Origin of the sequence: Duganella alba, from assembly GCF_009674495.1 — a bacterium.
GTDB lineage: Bacteria > Pseudomonadota > Gammaproteobacteria > Burkholderiales > Burkholderiaceae_D > Rugamonas > Rugamonas alba.
This window is the reverse complement of record NZ_WKJN01000096.1, coordinates 1-447: the sequence shown is the minus strand read 5'-3', so window position 1 is coordinate 447 and position 447 is coordinate 1. Positions and strand designations below refer to the sequence as shown.

The window sequence follows — 447 nt, the reverse complement described above, 5'->3', positions numbered from 1 at the left end:
ATTCGGAAATCTGCGGATCAAAGCTTGTTTGCTAGCTCCCCGCAGCTTATCGCAAGCTACTACGTCCTTCATCGCCTGTAATCGCCAAGGCATCCGCCATGTGCACTTATTCACTTGTCCCTATAACCTTGACGGCTATTAGGCAAGCATTTACTACTTTGTGATGATGAGTTTTACTACCCAGGCATGCATCTGTCGACACACGCCTAATAAAACTTTACTTCTTCCAGATTGTTAAAGAACGGAACTACATTTACCTAAGAATCTCTTCTTACGTAAATCCAGTCTTTGTTACAGCCGATAAGTGTGGACGCTTAATGCAGTGCTACTCTAGAAAGGAGGTGATCCAGCCGCACCTTCCGATACGGCTACCTTGTTACGACTTCACCCCAGTCACGAATCCTACCGTGGTAAGCGCCCTCCTTGCGGTTAAGCTACCTACTTCTG

The 447-nt window shown here is 46.5% G+C and carries 2 rRNA genes; both read right to left on the bottom strand.

Annotation, left to right across the window (positions count from 1 at the left end):
- A 23S ribosomal RNA gene (locus tag GJ695_RS29410) occupies nt 1–120 on the bottom strand; the annotation flags it as partial.
- 214 nt (nt 121–334) lie between these two features.
- Nucleotides 335–447 (bottom strand): 16S ribosomal RNA (locus tag GJ695_RS29405); the annotation flags it as partial.